The 3,463-nt window shown below is 67.5% G+C and carries 3 protein-coding genes; 2 read left to right on the top strand and 1 reads right to left on the bottom strand.

Going from position 1 to position 3,463, the window contains the following annotated elements; all coding sequences use genetic code 11:
* Window positions 1-131: 131 nt before the first annotated feature.
* Window positions 132-1,136: a LacI family DNA-binding transcriptional regulator gene (locus tag AB0M20_RS33025; RefSeq protein ID WP_364304257.1), complete on the bottom strand. Its 1,005-nt coding sequence runs from the start codon at window positions 1,134-1,136 to the stop codon at window positions 132-134.
* 116 nt (window positions 1,137-1,252) lie between these two features.
* On the opposite strand from AB0M20_RS33025, the gene AB0M20_RS33030 reads away from it, so the two are divergent.
* A complete protein-coding gene (locus AB0M20_RS33030; protein ID WP_364304258.1) occupies window positions 1,253-2,611 on the top strand; it encodes an extracellular solute-binding protein in 1,359 nt (452 codons plus the stop codon).
* A partial coding sequence (locus AB0M20_RS33035) for a sugar ABC transporter permease (protein WP_364304259.1) occupies window positions 2,608-3,463 on the top strand: 856 nt, incomplete at its 3' end. The genes AB0M20_RS33030 and AB0M20_RS33035, both read left to right, overlap by 4 nt.

Consider the following 3,463-nt stretch of genomic DNA (forward strand, 5'->3'; position numbering starts at 1 on the left):
GGTTCCACGTGTGGATGAACGACCTGACGATCCGGGCGATCACCCTGCCGGGCGTACGCGGCCTCGTCCGGCGCGGCCTCGAACGCCGATCTCCTCGACGCCAGGCGCGCTGAGTCGCCGGACCGCGGCGGTCATCCCGGAGAAGAGCCGTTGCCGCCGCGGGTGACCAGCGTCGTGCGCAGCACCGTGCGACGCGGCGGGCCGCTCGCGCCGTTGATCCGGGCGAAGAGCATGTCGGCCCCGCAGGTGCCCAGCTCGGTCGGGTCGTAGGTGACCAGGGTGACCGGCCGGGGCAGCAGGTCGGCGAGCTCGACGTCGTCGAAGGCGGCCGTCTCGACCGGTTGCCGGGAGTCGTGCACCGCGTGCAGGGTGCCGACGCACATCCGGTTGTTGTCGGCGAAGATCGCATCGATCCGCCCGCCCAGCAGGTCGGTGGCGGCGGCGCGTGCCTCGGACACGGTGGCGACGTTCATCCGCACCAGCGACCGGTCGAACGGCACTCCGGCGCCCTTGAGGGCCTGCCGGTAGCCGGCCAGGCGGCGCGCCCCGGTGGTCACCTTGGGGCTGCCACCGATGTACGCGATCCGCCGGTGCCCCCGGGTGAGCAGGTGCTCGACGGCCCGCCGGGCGCCGCCCGAGTTGTCCAGCACCACCGCGTCGGCCGGCACCCCGCTCGGCGTCCGGTCGATGAACACCACCGGGACCCAGCGGCTCAGCTCGGCGTGCAGATCGGCCTGGGCCTCGGCGGTCGGGACCACCAGGACGCCGTCCACCCGGCGGCGCAGCACCAGGTCGCGCAGGAGATCACGCTCGCGGTCGTAGCTGCCGCGGGTGCTGCCGACCACCACCATGTGCCCGTGCCGGCGCGCCACCTCCTCGGCGCCGTGCGCGACCGCCGACCAGAACGGGTTGGCCAGGTCCTCGATGACCAGCGCGATGGTCTCGGTGGTCTGCCCGGGGCGCAGGGCGCGGGCCGCCTCGTTGCGCTGGAAGCCGAGCCCGGCGATCGCGCTCTCGACCAGCGCGCGGGTCTGCTCGCGGACGTACCGCTCGTTGTTCACGACACGCGAGACCGTCGCCGGGCTCACCCCCGCGGCCCGGGCCACGTCGTGCATGGTCGGACGACGCTGCGACATGCCATCTCCGAGAAAGGTCGATGCCGGTCTATTGACCGATGCACAGCCTATCTGATTACGTTTTCTGAGAACGTAATCAGACACGAAATCCGCGGTACCCCCTCCGAGGAGTTCAGATGCGACACAGAGTCGTCGTCGCCGGACTGTCGGCGTTGGTCCTCGCCGCTGCCACCGCTGCCTGCGGGTCATCAGACAGTGAGTCGGACGGTAAGACGATCACCATCGCCTACCAGAAGTTCGGTTCCTTCATCCAGCTCGACAAGCAGCTGCAGACGGTCAAGACGCAGTTCGAGCAGGCCCACCAGGGCTACACGGTCAAGCTTCTGCCGATCGAGGCGGCGGAGAACGACTACTACACCAAGCTCTCGCTCATGAACCGCTCGCCGAAGACCGCGCCGGATGTCATGTACGAGGACACGTTCCTGGTCAACACCGACATCCAGGCCGGCTTCCTCGCGCCGCTCGACGACTACCTCAAGGACTGGCCGGATTGGAGCCAGTTCACCGAGGCGGCCAAGGGCGCGGCCAAGGCACAGGACGGTAAGACCTACGGCGTACCGATGGGCACCGACACCCGCGCGCTCTGGTACAACAAGGAGCTCTTCGCCAAGGCCGGGCTCACCGTGCCGTGGGAGCCGAAGAACTGGAACGACGTCCTCACCGCGGCGCGCACCATCAAGCAGAAGCTGCCCGGGGTCATCCCGCTGAACGTCTACTCCGGCAAGGGTCAGGGCGAGGGCTCGACCATGCAGGGCTTCGAGATGCTGTTGTACGGCACCAGGAACACCCTGTACGACGACGCCCAGAAGAAGTGGATCATCGCCAGCCCGGGATTCAACGACTCGCTGAACTTCATCAAGACGATCTTCAGCGAGAAGCTCGCGCCGGATCCGCAGGATGCGCTCGACCCCAACTGGGGCACCAAGGTCGGCACCGAGATGCTGCCCACAAGCAAGCTGGCCATCAACCTGGACGGCTCGTGGCTGAGCAGCACCTGGCTCGAGAGCGGCAGCAAGCCGTGGCCGGAGTGGAGCAAGACGCTCGGCTGGACCGCGATGCCGACGCAGAACGGCGAGCCGCCCGGCAAGATCAGCATGTCCGGTGGCTGGGTGCTCTCGGTCGGCTCGAAGAGCAAGGACAAGAAGGCCGCGTTCGACTTCGTCACCACGATGCTGAACAAGGAGAACACCCTCGAGTACGACATCGGCGCCGGCCAGATCGCCGAGCGCGACGACGTCGCGGCCGATCCGAAGTACCTCAACTCGAACCCGTCGCTGAAGTTCTTCACGGATCTGGTCGAGGTGACCAAGTTCCGCCCGGCCTACCCGGACTACCCCAACGTGTCCAACGCCATCCAGGTCGCGATGGAAACGGTGATGACCGGTCAGGGTGAGCCGGCCGAGGCCGCGAAGACGTTCGCCGAGCAGGTGACCTCCGCGGTCGGTGGCCCCGACAAGGTGACCACCGCGTCATGACGACGGCAACCGCACCCCGGGCAGCGCGGATCGGGGCGTTCCTCCCCGCTCTGCTGCTGCTCGGGGTGTTCTTCGCCGGTCCGCTGGTTTGGGCCGTCTACAGCGCCTTCACCGACGTCGCCCTGACCGGCGCGGCCGAGATCAACTTCGTCGGCGTCGACAACTTCACCACGATGTGGCGCGACCAGCAGTTCTGGAATTCACTGTGGCTGACGCTGGTCTTCGTGGTCGGCTCGGCGGTCATCGGGCAGAACACGCTGGGCCTGCTGATCGCGCTGCTGCTGCGCGGGCGGAGCAAGACCTCGCGGGCCTTCGTCAGCGGGCTGGTGATCGCCGCGTGGACCGTGCCGGAGACGGTGGCCGGCTTCTGCTGGTATTCGTACCTGCACCGGGAGGGGACACTGAACGGCATCCTCGACTGGTTCGGGGTGAGCCAGAACTGGCTCTACACCACGCCGATGCTGGCCGTCATCCTCGCCAACGTGTGGCGCGGCACGGCGTTCTCCATGCTCGTCTACCAGGCCGCGCTCAACGACGTGCCGCCGGAGCTGCACGAGGCGGCGGCGGTCGACGGCGCGTCGGCCTGGCAACGGCTGCGCAGTGTGACGTTGCCGCTGATCCGCCGGTCGATCGTCACCAATCTGATGCTCATCACGCTGCAGACCCTCGCGGCCTTCGGCCTCATCTATGTGATGACGAAAGGCGGGCCGGGCACGAAGAGCTCGACGACGCCGATCTACATGTACCAGGAGTCGTTCCAGTTCTACAAACTCGGTTACGGCACCGCGATGGCGTTGGTGCTGCTGGTGATCGGGGCGATCTTCTCGCTGATCTACGTGCGACTGATCAAGG

The organism is Actinoplanes sp. NPDC051633 (assembly GCF_040681735.1).
Taxonomy (GTDB): domain Bacteria; phylum Actinomycetota; class Actinomycetes; order Mycobacteriales; family Micromonosporaceae; genus Actinoplanes.

Excerpts from the sequence above, each read along its gene's own strand:
- AB0M20_RS33025 (WP_364304257.1), bottom strand. The coding sequence starts at position 1,136 with ATGTCGCAGCGTCGTCCGACCATGCACGACGTGGCCCGGGCCGCGGGG.
- AB0M20_RS33030 (WP_364304258.1), top strand. The coding sequence starts at position 1,253 with ATGCGACACAGAGTCGTCGTCGCCGGACTGTCGGCGTTGGTCCTCGCC.